The sequence below is a fragment of the Rhodococcus sp. 06-1474-1B genome, from assembly GCF_002258885.1.
In the GTDB taxonomy this organism is placed as follows: domain Bacteria; phylum Actinomycetota; class Actinomycetes; order Mycobacteriales; family Mycobacteriaceae; genus Rhodococcoides; species Rhodococcoides fascians.
In genome coordinates, this window is sequence record NZ_NOYR01000023.1 from 853009 (window position 1) to 869427 (window position 16419).

General features: G+C 62.8%; 19 protein-coding genes. 14 read left to right on the forward strand and 5 right to left on the reverse strand.

Features of this window, described 5'->3' with window-relative positions:
* The first annotated feature begins 54 nt into the window (after window positions 1-54).
* The 8 genes from CH266_RS14045 (at window position 55) to CH266_RS14080 (ending at window position 9131) form a co-directional block, all read left to right on the forward strand.
* A complete protein-coding gene (locus CH266_RS14045; protein ID WP_094715548.1) occupies window positions 55-1875 on the forward strand; it encodes a sensor histidine kinase in 1821 nt (606 codons plus the stop codon).
* 117 nt (window positions 1876-1992) lie between these two features.
* Window positions 1993-2814, forward strand: coding sequence for an alpha/beta fold hydrolase (locus CH266_RS14050; protein ID WP_032366147.1), 822 nt, complete (start codon window positions 1993-1995; stop codon window positions 2812-2814).
* Window positions 2815-2854: 40 nt separating this feature from the next.
* The gene (locus tag CH266_RS14055) at window positions 2855-3688 is read left to right on the forward strand and encodes an NmrA family NAD(P)-binding protein (RefSeq protein WP_094715459.1); all 834 of its coding nucleotides are present in this window, start codon (window positions 2855-2857) and stop codon (window positions 3686-3688) included.
* Window positions 3685-5304 (forward strand): MFS transporter, encoded by a 1620-nt coding sequence (locus CH266_RS14060; RefSeq protein ID WP_369597414.1) that lies wholly within the window; start codon window positions 3685-3687, stop codon window positions 5302-5304. The genes CH266_RS14055 and CH266_RS14060 overlap by 4 nt, the downstream gene beginning before the upstream one ends.
* On the forward strand, window positions 5301-5684 hold the full coding sequence (locus CH266_RS14065; protein ID WP_080729248.1) for a VOC family protein: 384 nt from the start codon (window positions 5301-5303) through the stop codon (window positions 5682-5684). The genes CH266_RS14060 and CH266_RS14065 overlap by 4 nt, the downstream gene beginning before the upstream one ends.
* A gap of 47 nt (window positions 5685-5731) precedes the next feature.
* On the forward strand, window positions 5732-6550 hold the full coding sequence (locus CH266_RS14070; RefSeq protein WP_094715461.1) for an Fpg/Nei family DNA glycosylase: 819 nt from the start codon (window positions 5732-5734) through the stop codon (window positions 6548-6550).
* 527 nt (window positions 6551-7077) lie between these two features.
* Complete coding sequence (locus CH266_RS14075; RefSeq protein ID WP_141214526.1) at window positions 7078-8559, forward strand: DEAD/DEAH box helicase; 1482 nt, start codon at window positions 7078-7080, stop codon at window positions 8557-8559.
* Window positions 8559-9131 carry a hypothetical protein gene (locus CH266_RS14080; protein ID WP_094715463.1) on the forward strand — a complete coding sequence of 191 codons (573 nt, stop codon included), beginning with the start codon at window positions 8559-8561 and terminating at the stop codon, window positions 9129-9131. The genes CH266_RS14075 and CH266_RS14080 overlap by 1 nt, the downstream gene beginning before the upstream one ends.
* Before the next feature lie 16 nt (window positions 9132-9147).
* On the opposite strand, the gene CH266_RS14085 is transcribed toward CH266_RS14080, so the two are convergent.
* The gene (locus CH266_RS14085; protein WP_027497200.1) at window positions 9148-9612 is read right to left on the reverse strand and encodes an SRPBCC family protein; all 465 of its coding nucleotides are present in this window, start codon (window positions 9610-9612) and stop codon (window positions 9148-9150) included.
* A gap of 131 nt (window positions 9613-9743) precedes the next feature.
* Between CH266_RS14085 and CH266_RS14090 the strand changes: the two genes are divergently transcribed.
* Window positions 9744-9974 (forward strand): hypothetical protein, encoded by a 231-nt coding sequence (locus CH266_RS14090; RefSeq protein WP_141214527.1) that lies wholly within the window; start codon window positions 9744-9746, stop codon window positions 9972-9974.
* 284 nt (window positions 9975-10258) lie between these two features.
* Here CH266_RS14090 and CH266_RS14095 read toward each other — a convergent pair whose 3' ends face one another.
* Window positions 10259-10681, reverse strand: coding sequence for a phosphate acetyltransferase (locus CH266_RS14095; RefSeq protein WP_094665078.1), 423 nt, complete (start codon window positions 10679-10681; stop codon window positions 10259-10261).
* 701 nt (window positions 10682-11382) lie between these two features.
* Here CH266_RS14095 and CH266_RS14100 point away from each other — a divergent pair.
* The 4 genes from CH266_RS14100 (at window position 11383) to CH266_RS25870 (ending at window position 14437) form a co-directional block, all read left to right on the forward strand.
* Window positions 11383-12267 carry a PD40 domain-containing protein gene (locus tag CH266_RS14100; protein WP_094715464.1) on the forward strand — a complete coding sequence of 295 codons (885 nt, stop codon included), beginning with the start codon at window positions 11383-11385 and terminating at the stop codon, window positions 12265-12267.
* A 330-nt stretch (window positions 12268-12597) separates the two neighbouring features.
* Window positions 12598-12999, forward strand: coding sequence for an ester cyclase (locus CH266_RS14105; protein ID WP_032387525.1), 402 nt, complete (start codon window positions 12598-12600; stop codon window positions 12997-12999).
* Between the two features lie 251 nt (window positions 13000-13250).
* Window positions 13251-13646 (forward strand): hypothetical protein, encoded by a 396-nt coding sequence (locus tag CH266_RS14110; RefSeq protein WP_141214528.1) that lies wholly within the window; start codon window positions 13251-13253, stop codon window positions 13644-13646.
* Between the two features lie 158 nt (window positions 13647-13804).
* Entirely contained in the window at window positions 13805-14437 is a 633-nt protein-coding gene (locus tag CH266_RS25870) for a hypothetical protein (protein ID WP_141214529.1), read from the forward strand.
* 43 nt (window positions 14438-14480) lie between these two features.
* On the opposite strand, the gene CH266_RS14120 is transcribed toward CH266_RS25870, so the two are convergent.
* From CH266_RS14120 to CH266_RS25880, 3 genes are all read right to left on the reverse strand, one after another.
* On the reverse strand, window positions 14481-14996 hold the full coding sequence (locus tag CH266_RS14120) for a hypothetical protein (RefSeq protein ID WP_141214530.1): 516 nt from the start codon (window positions 14994-14996) through the stop codon (window positions 14481-14483).
* Window positions 14997-15075: 79 nt separating this feature from the next.
* Entirely contained in the window at window positions 15076-15237 is a 162-nt protein-coding gene (locus CH266_RS25875) for a hypothetical protein (RefSeq protein ID WP_255175907.1), read from the reverse strand.
* A gap of 396 nt (window positions 15238-15633) precedes the next feature.
* Window positions 15634-15828 carry a hypothetical protein gene (locus tag CH266_RS25880; protein ID WP_135047203.1) on the reverse strand — a complete coding sequence of 65 codons (195 nt, stop codon included), beginning with the start codon at window positions 15826-15828 and terminating at the stop codon, window positions 15634-15636.
* Window positions 15829-15987: 159 nt separating this feature from the next.
* Between CH266_RS25880 and CH266_RS14130 the strand changes: the two genes are divergently transcribed.
* A complete protein-coding gene (locus tag CH266_RS14130) occupies window positions 15988-16392 on the forward strand; it encodes a hypothetical protein (protein WP_230591962.1) in 405 nt (134 codons plus the stop codon).
* Window positions 16393-16419 lie beyond the last annotated feature (27 nt).

The following is a 16419-nucleotide window of genomic DNA, read 5'->3' on the forward strand; positions in this document are numbered from 1 at the left end:
GACGGCTCGGGTCGGCATTACCGCTAGCGGTAATTCGAGCAGTCGGATATGCCGATGACGTCGGACGCCGCCCTCCGCGACCGGCTCGTCACTGTGATACTCCGGCCGAGTGCGCCGCCGGTCGCCTGCGGAATCGCAGTGGCCGCAGCCGCCATCGCCGTCGAGATACTCGTTGTGCTGACGCTCAAACGGGTGTCACCCGAGAATGCTTTCGGTGCGATATTCCTGTTCGGAGTGCTGATCGTGTCTGCGGGGTGGGGCTTTCGTCTGTCGATCGCGACATCGGTCGCCAGTGCCGGCGCGTACGCCTACATCCATGTACTCGAAAGCAGTGAGAGCCTCGTCCCTGCACTGATCGTGTTTCTGGCACTGGCGCTTCTGACCAACGTGCTGGTTGGCCAATCACGTTTGCGCGCAACCGAATCCGATCAACGTCGACGAGAAGCAGACATGTTGGCGGCGTTCGCCAAGACCATCTTGCGCTCGGACCACACCCCGACGATGCTCGATGTTGCCAGCACCCGCCTGGCTGCGGTCCTCGACCTGCCCTTCGCGGTGTTGAAGCAAGGGAATGCCGACGCGTCCGTGGGGCAGGAGAAAATCCTGCTTCGGGACGGGGACGTCGTCACCGCGTCGCTGCTGGTTCCCGCCGATCTCGATAGCCTCGATGCCCGCCGTATCCGCCGTGTCGTGCCTTCGTTGGAGGCTCTTCTTGCCGCCGCCCGCGATCGTCAGGACATGCACCTCCGTACCGTCGCGCTGGCACGCCAGCAAGCGTCACTTCGGAAGGTCGCAACATTGGTGGCGCTGCGGGCCGATCCGGATGACGTGTACCTCGCAGCCGCACACGAACTCACCGTCGGGTTGGACAACGAACATGTTTCGGTGATCCGTTACGGCGACGGGTGTTACACGATTCTGGCGATCCGCGACGACTCCGCCGGTGAGCGCGTGCAAGCCGGTGACCGACTGCCGATCGGTGGGCAGAACGTGGCCACGATCGTCGCCGACACCGGCCGCGCCGCTGCCGTCGACTTCACCGAAGCGACCGGCGGTATCGCTGAGCGACTGGAGGGCAGGGGTATTCGCTGGGTCGAAGGTGTACCGATCACTGTCGACGGCAATACCTGGGGTGCCGTCATCATCGGCACGACAGCTACGCAGTATGCGGCCGGCGGTGAGACCCGAGATCGACTGGCCGACTTCGCCGACCTCGTTGCCACTGCGGTCTACAACCACGACACACGAGTTCAGCTGACGCGGTCCCGGTCCCGCGTGGTCGCCGCAGCCGACCAAGCCCGCCGAGGTATCGAGCGTGACCTGCACGACGGTGCCCAACAGCGAATCGTCTCTCTCGGAATGGAATTGCGCGGCGCCCAAGCCGCTGCCCCGGAGAATCTGACCGAGCTCCGCGCGATGTTGGACCGCAGCGTCGAGACGCTGTCGCAGGTGCACACCGACCTCCGCGAACTCAGTCGCGGCATCCATCCCGCAATCCTCTCGCGCGGAGGACTCGCACCGGCACTCAAGACGTTGGCCAGACGCAGTCCGATTCCCGTTGCCCTCACCGCCGACATTTCCTCCCGGATGGACGAATCGGTGGAAGTGGCTGCGTACTACGTGGTCGCCGAGGCTCTGACGAACACGGCCAAATATGCCGAGGCCACCGAAGTCGACATCACCGCGCGCCTGACCGAGGACAGCTTGGAACTGACCGTGACCGACAACGGCCGCGGAGGTGCCGATCCGAGCACAGGGTCGGGTTTGATCGGATTACAGGATCGGGTGGCCGCAGTCGGCGGCGAACTGACCATCGCCAGCCCACCCGGGGGTGGCACGACACTGTCGGTCCACATCGGTCTGTCTACCGGCTAGCAGGTAGCGGCGCCACCGGAATCTCCTCCCCCGCGTTGGATGGCAGCGGCGACGCTTTCGACCCGGGAACGGACGAATGTTGTCGGTACCCAATCGAACCGAACCAGGGAGCAGGCCATGCCGTACATCACCACCACCGACGGAACCGAGATCTACTACACCGAGCAGGGCACCGGAAAGCCAGTTCTGCTCAGTCACGGCTGGCCACTGTCCTCGGATGCCTGGCAGCTCGAACTGAAGCTTCTCGCAGACGCCGGCTACCGCGCCATCGCACATGATCGCCGCGGCCACGGCAGGTCCTCGCAGACTGCCGTCGGCCACGACATGGACACCTACGCCAAGGATCTGGCCGAACTGGTCGAGGCCCTCGACTTGCAGGAACTCACCCTCATCGGACACTCGACCGGTGGCGGCGAGGTCGTGCGGTACGCCGCGCAGCACGGTGGCAGCCGCGTCGCTCGGGTGATCACTGCCGGTGCCGTTCCCCCGGTCATGCTGAAGTCCGAGGCCAACCCCGAGGGCACGCCGATCGAAGCACTCGACGACATCCGCAACGGCGTTCTCTACGATCGATCGCAGTTCTACAAGGACTTGTCCGAGCCGTTCTTCGGTGCCAACCGTGAGGGCTCCGCCATCTCCCAGGGCGCCAAGGACGACTTCTGGCGACAGGGGATGCTGGTCAATCTGACTGCTGCATACGACTGCGTGAAGGCGTTCTCCGAGACCGACTTCACCGAGGATCTCAAAGCGCTGACCGTCCCGATCTTCATCGCCCACGGTGACGACGACCAGATCGTGCCGATCGCCGCGGCGGCACTGAAAACCGCAGAACTCGTCCAGCACGGCACCCTCAAGGTCTACCCCGGTGCACCGCACGGAATCTACGGCGATTACCAGAAGGCCTTGGACGCAGACATTCTCGCCTTCATCGCCCAGTAGCAGCCCCGCTCTCGCCCTCCGGAACAAAGGTGACAACACGATGATCAGACCGTACGCAGTCGTCGGAGCAACCGGAGGGCAGGGCGGCGCGGTGGTGGATGCCCTGCTGGCGCAGGGGCTACCGGTGCGCGCAGTGGTGCGGCGTCATTCGGCCCGCGCGGATCGGCTACGTGAGCGAGGTGCCGAGATCGTCGTCGCGGACATCACCGATCGGGAATCGTCCGCGGCTGCATTGAGAGACAGTGCCGGTGCGTTCGTGATGACGACGCCGTTCGAGGACGGTCCCGCGGCCGAATTGGCTCAGGGCGCAGCCCTCGTCGATGCGGCGATCGCCGCGGAGGTTCCGCACGTGGTGTTCTCCTCGGTTGCGAGCGCTGACCGCCGCACGGGCATACCGCATTTCGAGACGAAGGCCGAAACCGAGGCACTGCTGCGTCGAGCTGGGCTGTCGTACACGATCGTCGGCCCCACCTACTTCTACGACAACCTTCTCGGCGGACTGGACGACGTCAGGGCCGGCCGCCTCGATCTGCCCTTGCCGCTCCACACTCCACTGCAGCAGCTGTCGCGGCGGGATCTGGGGCGGTTCGTCACCCTCGTGTTGACCGAACCCGCGCACTTTCGCGAGATGCGAATCGATCTCGCGTCGGACGATCCGAGCTTGGAGGCCATGGCGAACACTCTCGGCGACGTTCTCGGAACCTCGGTGCAGCCGTCTTCGAGCCGGGCACGGGACATAGGTTCCGAGGACATGAGAGCGATGTTCCAATTCTTGACCGACGTCGGGTACGACGCGGACATCGACGGCTTGCGCACCCGGTATCCCGAGGTCGAATGGCAGACATTCGCGCAATGGTCGGCGGGACTGGCGTGAGCACCACCGCCACCACGCCGGCAGCACCGTCCGCGTGGTCACCGCTACGGAATACCGTCTACCGCAGCCTCTTCGTCGCACAGCTGGTCTCGAACATCGGCGGCTGGATGCAGACCGTCGGCGCGCAGTGGTTCCTGGTCGAACGTGAGGCGTCGACCACCATCATCGCCGCCGTGCAGACAGCAAGTCTGTTACCCACCCTGTTGCTGGCCCTGCTGGCAGGCGCGCTCGCCGACGCGCTCGATCGCCGCGTTCTGCTCATCGCGGTCGGTGCCGGTTCGATGCTGACCGGAATTGTGTTGACCGCACTGGCATGGACCGACACCTTGTCTCCGTGGGGATTGCTCGCCTGCACATTCGTATTGGGTTGCTGGACATCACTGTCCGCTCCCGCCTGGCAGGCGATTCAGCCCGAGCTGGTGAGCCGTGAAGAAATCCCGGCCGCCTCGGCGCTGGGCAGCGTGACCGTCAACGGGGCGCGGGCCGTCGGACCGGCGCTTGCCGGGGTACTGGTGGCGTTGGCCGGGCCGACCTTCGTGTTCGCCATCAACGCCGCCTCCTTTCTCGCAACGTTGAGCGTGCTGATTGCATGGAAACGCCCGAAACATCCACAAACGGATCGAGAAGGCCTTGCCGAGTCGATCCTGTCCGGGGTCCGCTACATCCGATCCGGCCCGATCGTTCGACGAATCATTCTGCGCTCGGCGCTGTTCGCCTTCCCCGCCTCTGCATTGTGGGCGCTACTGCCATCTGCTTCGTCGTCGGTACTGAAACTGGGCTCGGTGGGATACGGCGTGTTGTTGGGCGTACTCGGGGTCGGAGCCGTGATCGGCGTTGCCGCGACGCCGATGCTCCGAAAGCGTTGCAGCGCAAACATCTTGCTCGTCGGTTCTGCTGTCGGGTACGGCGTGGGAATGGCCGCGCTGGCGTGGCTTCCGCTGTGGGCGGTGGTCCCGGCGCTGTTGTTGTCCGGCATTGCCTGGATCACGACGTTGACCGCCCTGAATGCGTCTATCCAGCTTTCGCTCGCCACCTGGGTTCGAGCGCGCGGGATGTCGGTCTACCTCCTGGTCTTCATGGGTTCTCAGGCCATCGGCTCGCTCGTGTGGGGATGGTTGGCGTCGAAGATCGGCATCGTCGACGCACTCGCGGTCGCGCTAGCCGCCTTGGCATTCGTCGCTGCGAGTGTCGCAGTCCTCCCCCTGCGACCCGAGACCGGCGTGCTCGACCGTGCGGTGTCCATGGCGTGGCCGACCCCGACCGTGATGTTCGAGCCCGATCCGGACGACGTGCCGGTACGGATCACCGTTACGTACCGAGTGGTCGACGACGCTCTGGAGCAGTTTCTGACGGCAATGGCTCCGGTCGGGATCGCGCGGAAGCGAACGGGGGCGTACGCCTGGAACCTGTACCGGAGTCTCGACGTCGAGGACACCGTGGTCGAGCAGTTCACTGTGCCGTCGTGGAGCCAGTACCGACGTCAGCGAGAAGAACGGTGGACCGGCTCCGACCACGACGTGGTGCAGAAAGCCCTGGCCCACACCGTCGACGGCACTACCCGAACCGAAACCCACGACATCGCGCTGTCTGCGCGAACGAACCCGAACGGACAATGATGGACAACGCACTCTCGGGCGTGGGGAACGTCTTCTACTTCGCAGACGACCTCGCCGCCGCCGTCGACTGGTACCGAACGCTCCTGGGCACCGACCCCGTCGACGTACACGAGCAACTCGCCGCGTTCGACGTCTCCGGAACCCGGCTCACCGTCCACGTCACCGATTCGTACAACCGCCCCGCGGGGACCGCAGGGTCGGTCTCGTACTGGAACGTCGACGACGTGGACGCAGTAGTTGCCGGCTGCGTCGATCGCGGAGGCGTCGTGCATCGAGGGCCGAAATCGGTGTTCACCGGTGAACGTCTGTGCCAAGTTCTCGATCCGTTCGGCAACCTGATCGGCTTCAGACAGTTCGCCACCGGTAGGAAGCGCGCCTGACGACACAGGCTCGCGCATAGAGCCGGCGAATTGGGTACACCCGCTCCATGCCCGAACTCCCCGAAGTCGAAAACGCTCGACAGGTCGTCGAGAAAGCCCTCGGACGCGTCATCGTCGATATCGATGACACCGACTCGTTCGAGTGCCGTCCACACATGCCGGGCGATATCGCTCACGCCCTTAAGGGCGGCAAGCTCACCGAGGCATGTCGACGTGGCAAGGCGATGTGGTGCGAAACCGTCACCGCCGACGGGTCCAGCGGTCCGACGCTGGGAATCCATCTCGGAATGGGCGGCCGCGTCATCGTCACCGCTCCTGACGGCGATCGCACGTCGCAGTACGGAGGCGGCGATCCGCACGTGGGCGAGCGCGACACCGACAAGCCCGAGTGGACACGCTTTGCCATGACGTTCGAAGACGGGGGTCAGCTCCGGCTCTTCGACAAGCGCCGGCTCGGCCGAGTGCGCCTCGAACCCGATATCGATGCGTTGGGGCCCGATGCTGCGGAGATCACGCGCGACGACTTCCGGCACCGAATCGGTTCCAGCGGAGCACCTCTGAAAGCACGTTTGCTGGACCAAGCAGCAATCGCAGGCGTCGGCAATCTGTTGGCCGACGAGGTGCTGTGGCAGAGCAAGCAATCTCCGTCCAGACGGGCGAAGACTCTCACCACCGAGGAACTCGACGAGCTCCGCGTTGTTCTGCGTCGCGCCATCAGGTCGGCGATCAAGAAGGGTGGCGTGCACACCGGTGAGATCATCCCGTTCCGCAAGGCGGACGCGGCGTGCCCACGCTGCGGTGCTCCGATGACTCGCGGAACGGTGGGCGGCCGCACCACGTGGTGGTGTTCGCGCGAGCAATCCTGATCGGTTCCACGCCGCTGCCCGCTGCTCGATAGCGCTGTAGGACAGCAATTTTCGGAATTGTCAAGCACTGTTGAATGCGGCGAAATCCCGTTCGGGCACGTACCGTGTGGGCAGCTTCGGGTCTACCGAAGCGTTCACTCGGCTGGAGGTTGCATGCTTTCGACGACCGATACGGGCCTCGCTCCGCAGGTCACCTACCTGCCCCGTCGGCACTGTTTCGCTGTCTGGCAACCTGATTCCACAAGGACGGCTACCACCGCGACGACTCCGATCGACCTTGCGCTACCCGATACGGGCGGCACCGTGACCGTACGGACCGTCGAAGCGCAGCTCGTCGAGCCGCGTCGCGTCGACCTCGAAGCGGCCCTGGCACCGTCGGCAGGCCTCCCGGAAAGCGCGTCGGCCCGGGGGTGGTTGGCGGTTCTGCACCATCTGGAGCAGCGGCCCCCTGCGCCGAGATTCCTGCATCGCTGCTGGAATCACTCCCCCCGGCGGCGTACGCGGTACCCAACACGGGTGCGTCCAGCGTGTCGACCGCGCACGGTGCCGTCGACGCCCTACGCACAAGCCTGCACATGCAGGCCAATCTGGGCGACAGTGCGTCCACCTTCACGCCGCGGCCGTATCAGGTGCACGGTGCGTCCTGGATTCCGACCGTCGGAGAAGCCGGGGGTGGAGGAATTCTGGCCGACGAGATGGGGTTGGGCAAGACTCTGCAAGCCATCTCGCACATGATTGTGGGAGCCTCGCGGGGTGAAGGCAATCTTCTGGTGGTGTGCCCGACATCCCTGATCAGCAATTGGCGACGCGAGATCGAGAAGTTCTCTGCCGGCGATCTGACGGTCAATGTCTACCGGGGACCCAACCGCTCGCTCGGTGGATGTGGAGAGGGCGGCTGCGTGACCGTGACCGGATATCCGACACTGCGCTCCGACACCGACCGCCTGGCCGAGATCAGTTGGAACACGGTCTTCTTCGACGAAGCGCACGTCATGAAGAACTCGCGCACCCAGGTTTCCCGTGCTGCGCGACGACTGAGCTCGACAACTCGCATCGCACTGACCGGCACCCCGGTCGAGAACCGTATGGACGAGCTCTGGGCCCTGATCGACCTGACCAACCCGGGTCTGCTCGGGACCAGAGCACGCTTCACTCGGCGATTTTCCGCACCCATCGAGAACGCGGGTTCGGCGGCTGCGCTTGCGCACTTGTCCCATTCCATAGCTCCGGTCGTCCTCCGACGGACGAAAGACGAGGTGGCGACCGACCTTCCACCCAAACAGCAGATAGACGTTCTGTGCCCGATCACGAACGAGCAAGCGATGCTGTACAACTCGACGGTCGAGGCTGCATTCGACACCGGTTTCGGTTCTACACAACGCCGAGGGACTGCGGTGCTCGCTTTGCTGACCTCTCTGAAACTGATCTGCAACCACCCGGGTCTCGTGAACGGCAACATGTCTTCGTCGCCCGACCGTTCCGGGAAACTCGACAGGCTCACCGACATCATCGAGGAGCTCGCCGAATCGTCGCAGACCGCATTGGTTTTCACCCAGTACCGCAAGACCGGTGAGTTTCTCGCCGACCATCTCGCGCGTGTCACTGGAGCCGCCATACCGTTCTTCCACGGCGGACTCGACGTGGACCAGCGCGAGAGAATTGTGGACGAGTTTCAGGGCGGTAGCTGTCCCGTGATGGTGCTGAGCCTCAAAGCGGCCGGCTATGGGTTGAACCTCACCCGGGCCAGCACCGTCATCCATTACGACCGGTGGTGGAATCCGGCGGTGGAATCGCAGGCAACCGACCGGGTACATCGAATCGGACAGACCTCGCCTGTGACAGTCATGGCGCTCACCACCGAAGGAACATTGGAGGAGTACATTGCGTCGCTGCACGCCCGGAAGAAAGCAATTGCAGGGTTGACCGAGGGGAACAACGAGACAGCGCTTGCCGCACTGGATGATTCGACACTCAGACAGACGTTGTCGTTCCGATCGGTGGCACGGTGATGGCATCCACTCCCCTGCCTCCTCCGTTCGGTGCGACTCCATGGGGCAATGAATGGCTGCGTCGAGTCGAGCCGATCACCGCTACCCGACCCAATCCGATGCTTCCTCGAGCGCGGAGCCTGGCTCGTAGCGAGTCGGTCGTCGTGGATACCAACACGATCGGTTCTATTCGCTGCGTGGTCTCGGCAGGAAAGAAAATCGAGACCGCGACATTCGCGGTGCCGCGCTATTCGGCGGCTCACAAAAGGACGGCTCTGCGCATCGTCACCAGTCATCCGACTCACGGCAGAGGCAGCGGGGATCTGCCCGACGCGCTTCACGCGGAGCTGGTATCGCGGGGTCTGGCACCGGTTCCCACGGACGTCGACACGGCATGCACCTGTTCCAGCAGAACTGATCCTTGCGTTCACGTCACCGCAGCAACGTACGCGATCAGTCTGATCGTGGACCAGTCACCCACGACGGCGTTGGCCATACGTGGTCTGGACCTCGTCGAAGCCGCTGCGTCGACGGACTTTCCAACTCGATGGATGCCCATCGAGAGCGTCGACGCAGCGGCGTTCTACGGCTGAACGTATGCCCGAAAGATCAGGACGTTGCCTCGACAGCGAGGCGTGCAAGTGTGTCGTTCAGCTGATCCTCGGTGACCAGGGGAAACCCGATCTGCTGGAGAAGCTTCTTGTCCGTGACCTTCGACCAGTCGTAGGTGTGCCGCACCAATGTCTCGTTGGGTCCCTGAGACTCCAGCTCCCACAACCACTCCCACCCGGGAGGCTCGTTGCCGGCCGGCGCGGTCTTCCATGCCAGTAGCTTGTCCTTGGCGTACCCGGTGACGACATTGTCGGTCTGGTATTCCCCACCCATGTGATCGCCCTGCATGTTCATCGTGAACTTCTCGCCGACCTTCTGAATTCGGTCTGCGTGGTCCACGCCGCGTACGAATCCCGAGCCGTCGAGTGCCTGATGCCGCTCGGGGTTGGACAGGACGTCGAAAATTGCGTCCACGGGCGCTTCGATGGTGCGTTCCACTGTCAGCTTTGCGTTCTCTGTCATATCTGCACGATGCCCAATACGCCGGATCCTCAATCATGGATACAGCCGAAAACAGGTGGACCGCGAAGGCTGCCTGGTGAGATGCTCGGCCGACACCGGGATTGCGGCACCCAGCGCAGCGGGACGGAGGCATGACGAGAATGTCCACCGATCTTGCTCCTTCCACTGCCACCTGGGTTCTCGAACACCTCGAACCCGGCGAACGTGTGACGGCCGTGGACTCGATGACCGGAGGCATCACGGCCGAGGTGCGTCGGCTCACTGTGGCAGATGATCAGCACGCCGTTCGCGTGCTCGTGTTGAAGAGCTACACAGCCGTGTCCGTCTCGGCTAACTGTCGTTGCCGAAGAACCACCAAGTGAGGACAATCGCTACGACTGCGGCAACAGTAAAAAGGACGGCGTTGAGCCAATGTGGGTTGCCAGTATCGAGATCTGCCAGTGCCATGAGTACTCGCCCATCCGTCCGCCCTAGTGGACAAAACCGACTTCTGCAGTCGAGCCTATACACAATGGAACGGATAAGTCCTCATCGTTCGACATCTATCCGATTAATCAATCGCGCGCCATCGTGGTCATCGGAATCGAGCAGACTTCGGGAATCCATGTTCCCAGGCTGGACCGACTCGCCGTACCGATGCGTGGGTCTACTTTTCGGCCAGACCTGTTGCCGTCGCCAAGTATTCGCGTGAGTCTCGAAACGTCTGCGCTACACCGCGTCCAGCGATCGCGTGGTACCGACTGATTTGGTCGTCATCGAGAGCATCGAGAACAGTGCTGGAATCTGCGTGCATCCAACCACCATCTTGGACCAGTTCATGGGCACGTTTGCCGTGCAGGGCAGAAATTCCCTCGACTCTGATCCCCTGGGGATCGGTCGACGCCGCAAGGTAGTAGGCCTTCTTGCCGGGGTAACCGGCCTTGACCTTCTCACGCAACCGGAAGACAGCGGCGGCTGCGTCGTCGATGGCCGACGCCTGCTCGTCGGACCCGGCTTCGGAGGCCGAAACTCGCGCGATCTCCGCGTCCAGCGCAGCGAGCAAAGTGGCGAGGTACTCAAGATCACTCATAGGCCCATGATGCCCTAGTGCAGTGCGCTCTCGAACCAGCACCTGACGGAAAGAAATCGACTATGCCTCCGCCTCTGGGTCCGCGACGCGACGTACCGATACCGTGACCGTCTACAACTCCGTGACCGCGCCGGGTTTGTCCCTCGCAGTTAGGGGGTCTATTGGGTCCTGTCGGAAGTCCTGATACCCGCCGGTAGGGTCATGCGCCGCCGACGACGCGGAGCTCTCCGGACGGTTCGTTACACCACCTGCAGCTCCCGTCGATGTAGTCGTGGCCGTCTTCACGTTCGCACTCATCAACCGCGCATCCGCTGCCGCAAGACAGCATCTGTCCACATCTGCACCGCTCGCCGTCGCACCCCGGGTGGTGAAGCGTTCGCGGCGGGGCACCGCAGTCGTGGCATTTGCTCCTGCCGTTGGGTATTCGACTGGGCCGCCACGTGCAACCCACTGAATCGAGCATTTCCAGATCACACGCCATGCAGATCGCCATGCCGTGCAGAGTCGCACAGAGCACCGACACGAAAATTCTTCGATCGAACTCCACGATGCAACATCCCTGTCCGCGGGCACCGCCGTGGATAGGCACAGCCCTGAGAATCGACAAGTGAGGCATGTCGAACGACAGTTTCACGACCTCGACAAGAGGCCACGCCTCGTAGAAGGGTTCTGCAAGTTGGCAGTTCTGAGATGATTTCCCGATGCACCGGATCCGGCTGATCTTCGCACTCGTCGCGCTGACACTGCTCGCCACAGGATGCGCCGACGAGCCCGCACCCGAGCCGACACCGGTGGTCGTGGCATTCGACGACGGATGGGGCCAACTGTTCGTCATGAACCTCGACGGTTCCGGCTTGCGTCAGGTCACCCCGACCGTGGGCGAAGACAGCCGCGACCCGAACTATGGGAACGGCGCTGCCCTCTCCCCCGATGGCGAGCATCTCGCGTACGCCCGAGGCCGATCCATCGAGATCCTCGACCTCGAGTCGGGTGAATCGAAATCGGTATTCGAAGGTGGCTACCAACCGGCTTTCTCACCCGACGGATCCAAGATCGCGTTCACCGCGAACGGCGGCATCAACATCATGAACGTCGACGGATCCGACGCACACGTCATCGCGCAAGAAGAGTCGGCGTTCGGCGCGACATTCTCCCCAGACAGCTCACGGGTTGTCTACGTCACCGGCGGCTACCTGAACGAAGTGCCTGCCGACGGCGGAGAATCGACAGTGCTTCTGCGCGACCAGTTCTGGAACTCCGACCCGGCCTTTTCGCCTGACGGGTCGACGCTCGTCTTTTCCAGTAACCGAGGCGGCAACAACGGCTCGGAGATCTACGCAATGCCCTCCGCCGGAGGGGAGATCACGCCTCTCACCGATACCTACTCGGTACATCCGAAGTTCACGCCCGACGGCTCGCGCATCCTGTACGACCGAGCGGTCACACAGACGGGTGAACTGGTGACCGATGTCGCTACCGGCTCTCAGGCCGAGATTGCGTCGATGAACCCCGACGGGTCCGACCAGAAGCGGCTGACTCCACGCTCTCTGAGCGGTCAGATGCCGACCGTGGGCGGGGGACGTTGACCCGCAAACTATTTGGCATATTCGGGGTTCGCTCCGCCTCGCCCCGCGTTCAATCTGCAAGATCGACTACGCCCAAGGGCCGAGAACCGGGTCAGTCCATGCACCGAGTTTTCCGCTACTGGCTATGTAGACCGCCGCAGGCGACAATTGCTCGTGAGCACAGTCCGGTCAAGACGTAACCGATACAGGCATGGGGTGTCCGCCGTAACGGTGACTCGAACGGGCTCGTTCACAACAGCCATTAGGCAGTGACGACGGTGAAATGCTGTTCGTGCAGCTGATCCGCTGTCGTCCTGGCCAGGACTACGCGGGGCCTTTACCGTAGATGGTATGGCGATTTTCGCAGACGATCCGCGCGGTACCTACGCTCGTTACATCACCGCCTGCAACGAACGGCGTTTCGGCGACCTCGACGAATTCATCACCACCGATGTCGAAGGTGTCCGCAGCGGCATCGACGGCTACCGCGACGGCCTTCGAGACATCACAGTCGCGTTCCCCGACTTCAGCTGGTGCATGGAGGACTTGGTCGTCGAGGGCCGGTTGATGGCGGCTCGCCTGACGGATACCGGCACCCACCACGGTGAGTTCGATGGGATCGCGGCGACCGGCCGGTATGTGCAGATCCAAGAACTAGCGATGTACCGGCTCGATGACGACGGCAAGATCGCGCGCTGCTGGGGAGATCTCGAGGCTTCATTGCGCTGTGAACTGCTGGGCCGCGGAGAATAGCTGGCTGCGATCAGCAAAGAGACATACGAGGAGTTAGCGAGCGCGGTTGAGCGGCAGTAGCGCAAGTCGTCAGATCTACGCTTTTGCAGCGTCACGTCCGGCGTCAACGGGTCCACATGTGAACGTGAGCGGTCAGACAGCGGCTTCGAGACCGAAGCGCATTGCCGCCGTGTTCTAGTGGAACAGTGGACTGGGTCGAGAAAGAACTAAGGGTCGCTGGTCTTACCGGTACCTGTACAGGGGTGGGTGTCATGCTCCCCTGGGCCCTCGAAGGGACCGGGCTCCGGTTTGCGCTGCTGGTGTTTCCTGCGTTCTGCGGTGCCGTCGCCGGACTGTTGATCGGTGTGATCGCAGTCGGTGGCGGCCGCTACGCCTTATGGTCGAACCGGATGTGGGCCGCACGATCACACCGCACCTGGCGACACCGATTCGCCGCGTGCACCGCAGCAGCGGTCACGCTGACGACCTCTCTTGCATTGTGCTGGCTGGTCGTCGCTGACAGTGAAATCGTCACTGACACAGATGCATTCCCGTCCTGGTGGATTGCACTGGCAGCGATAGCGGCGGCGAGTTACCTATTCGCCTACCTGCTCGCTCCCACGACAGACTGCGCCGCCCGAACACAGGACGGCTTCGGAGAGGTCTAGGTTCCAGCCCCGGTCCTTGCTCGGCCTCATCCTGGCGTGTGTGAGCCGCTGAACACCGTCGATCTGTTGCGATCAGAAAAGATGAGGCGGGGTAATGCTGCTGGACAGTCCGTGCTCGACAACATATTCCACTTTGCGGTATCGGCCATACTGGACACATGGCAAGTCGTGGAGTGGTCCGCACCTGGAATCTGCGCGAGATGCACGGTGTGATCGATTCGGACGACACTCCAGGGGGATGCTGGACATTTGGGGCGACGGTCGCGATTGCGGGATTCCCCAGCCTGGACGAAGGTCAAGTTGTCGAATTCGAGTGGCGACCAACCAACGAGCTCGACGAGAGCTACAACTTCATCACACTTCGCGTGTGGCCGGCAAGTGTCGAGCCGGTGGATCGCCCGTCCGGCTCATCAGCGTGGAACATCGACGCCGATGGCAACGTCCTAGAAGAGACGGACTTGGATTTCCCCGAAGAGCCGCGGATCGGGACCGCGGCGAGTGGCATCGTGTCCGCCTGGCACGGCGACGAAGGCTGGGGCGTAATCGATTCCGCGGGTACCCCTGGCGGATGTTGGACTTACTGGAGTGCCCTGCACCCTGACGAGGTAATCGATTCGCAGGGCATGGGTCAGTTCAACATACGAGGAGGCATCCACGACCTCATCGTCGGCGAGAAGGTCGACTTCGAGTGGGAGTCCGTCACAGATCAGGATGGGTACAAGTTTCGCGCGATCAAAGTGCGACCGCGGAGGGAGATTCCGCCGTGGCAGATCGAGTGGATCCCGTCGTAACAGGGACCTGGAGGTTTCCGTGCGTCCTACGACCGTGGCTGCGTCAGGTCACGGTGAAGCGCACAGTGTTGCCGGCCGGATCGAGCAAGGTCGTATTCAGCGGTGCGTCAGTTGTCACCGTCAAACCCGCTCTACCGGAACCGATATCGATCGCTATCTGCTTGCTCCATTCGCCGCCTTCCGGGGGCACGGATCCGATTGCGGCGGAGTTGAGGGGCACCATCCACGAGCCCCCGGTCGGTTTGGCATCTCTGTACGGGTCGGCCCAGGGTGCATCGAAGTTGTTCATGTTCACGAACACGGTGAGTGGACAGTCGCTGGTGAAGAATGTCCGCCAGGTCAGCGTGACCACCGCGATGCCCGGCCGATCGTGCGGTGTGTACACGTCGCCGCCCACCTCGCCTGCGCACGGTAAAGACATCTCTTTGCCGAGCGAAATGTTGTATGGGAGTGGGGTGAACTCCTGATGGTGGGCTGACGCCACCCCCGGCATACCGAGCAGCGCAGCCCCGAGGGCAGCGCCGACAACTGTGGTTCGCACGGTCCAAGTTCGAGTCACGAAATGGACATTACGGTAAGGGCCTTTCGTTGGGGCCGGGGATCGGTCTCGTCCAGTTTTCTGACCGGCAACCCCTCATCTACGGGCAAGCAGGTGATGGGTTGACGGTGTCGGTATCCCAGGCGAGTTTATGCGTGACAGCTACGGCCAGCGGCTCGAGCTCGACGTTCGTGAGTATTGCGTCGATGCACGAGGTCGACGCACCGATGTAGGTCGTCATCAGGTCGATGTCTGTTGCCATACACCACGCCTTATCATCCGGCCACCACAGGTGGGCGCTCATTCCAAAGGGAAACTGAGCGCTGGCACCGAACTTTGTGTCGGTGAGGCCGATACTGCCTGCGAAGAGCACCACATTTCGAGACGGCACCGGCAGTGAAGCTCATTCGATTGTAAGTCGACATACCCAGATCCTTCCCAGTGCCCGAACCGGCACTCCGCCAGTGCCTGTGTGAAGCGTCGGAGAGTGTCTGCCAAAGCCCGGGTGGTGTTTGTCGGCAACGAACCTTGGATTGGGGGTTCGTGCCAAATGCCCTCCTGTCCACCGGCGTGCCAGCTACCCACGATGGAACCCCACTCCATTGCCGGGTGCGCGAGCCGACCGTTGGCTCGGGAGACGGCCGACCAAGTGACCGGTTCATCGTCGATAGTCCTCGCCGGGTGAAAGATTCGCGCGTACGACGGGAAGATGATTTGGAATCAGTGCGGCCACACCACTGCCGAATTTTCCGATTTCTTCGAGGAGCCACGCCCTTGCGCCGACGTCGTCGGCCACCCGTAGTCCTCGTTCGTCCGAGTCCTGGGAATCGGTCGTCATCGGATCCCACGCCATGTGCCCACTAGATCACACGAAGCCGCATGTCCTGGCCTGCAGATACGTTGCACAACCGAAGCGACGCAGCGACACGGCTGACATAATCGGCCTGTGCAGCTGTTCGAGCGTCGAGAGTCAGTGATGACTGCGAATTGGAGGCCCCGGCGGGGCGTCCATGTGACGCACTCGGATCTTCCCGATGCGTGGCTCGATGCGCTCGATCGTCTGGTCCACGATCTACGCGTACGCCAGTACGGCGGCGATGTCGAGTACATCGACTGGGTAGCCGAATACGAATCGGACAGCGGCATGGTATGGCTCTACAGCGCTGTCACGGTCGTCGCAGGCAGCCGAGGAAGACTTGCCTGCAGTGGAATCGGCGCTTCTGTCGACGATGACGTAGAGCTGGCGCTGCTGTCGATGGCTGACCTTGTTCAGAACGAAGTGGCCGAAGCGGGTACCGCGTGGCCGTGGGGAGACGACGGCGGATTCATGCATGCGGAACTCATCGATGGAGTCGCCATGTGGAAGGACAAGAACTTTCGCGCAACGCGTATAGGGGATCTATCCGAGAAGGACTGATAGAGAACACAATCGGACCGAGAGCAT